This window comes from Halomonas sp. SIMBA_159, assembly GCF_046536035.1.
Classification (GTDB): Bacteria; Pseudomonadota; Gammaproteobacteria; order Pseudomonadales; family Halomonadaceae; genus Vreelandella; species Vreelandella venusta_A.
On record NZ_JAWJBT010001336.1, the window covers coordinates 1 to 244 of the forward strand.

Here is a 244-nt window from a genome sequence, read left to right on the forward strand (position 1 = left end):
CACGCACCAGAGTTACGCGTTCGCACGACGCGACCGGCGCGAATGCACGCACCAGATCCAGCACGTTCACTGAGCCCGGCAGCGTTTTCTCCGGTTTGCAGATCGTGAAGCTGACCTTGTGCTCGCGATTGAACGGGCTCGGCCACTTGCCCTTCTCATACAGATCTTCGTCGGGAACAGTCAGGATCGCATAGCCGCCCGGCTTGAGCAGTTCCAGCCATCTGGCCAGTCCCTGAAACGGATT

Annotated in this window: 1 protein-coding gene; it reads right to left on the bottom strand. The window is 59.8% G+C overall.

Going from position 1 to position 244, the window contains the following annotated elements; genetic code table 11:
• Positions 1-244 (bottom strand): hypothetical protein (locus R0J87_RS23600; protein ID WP_498889422.1); only part of this gene is annotated, 244 nt, incomplete at both ends.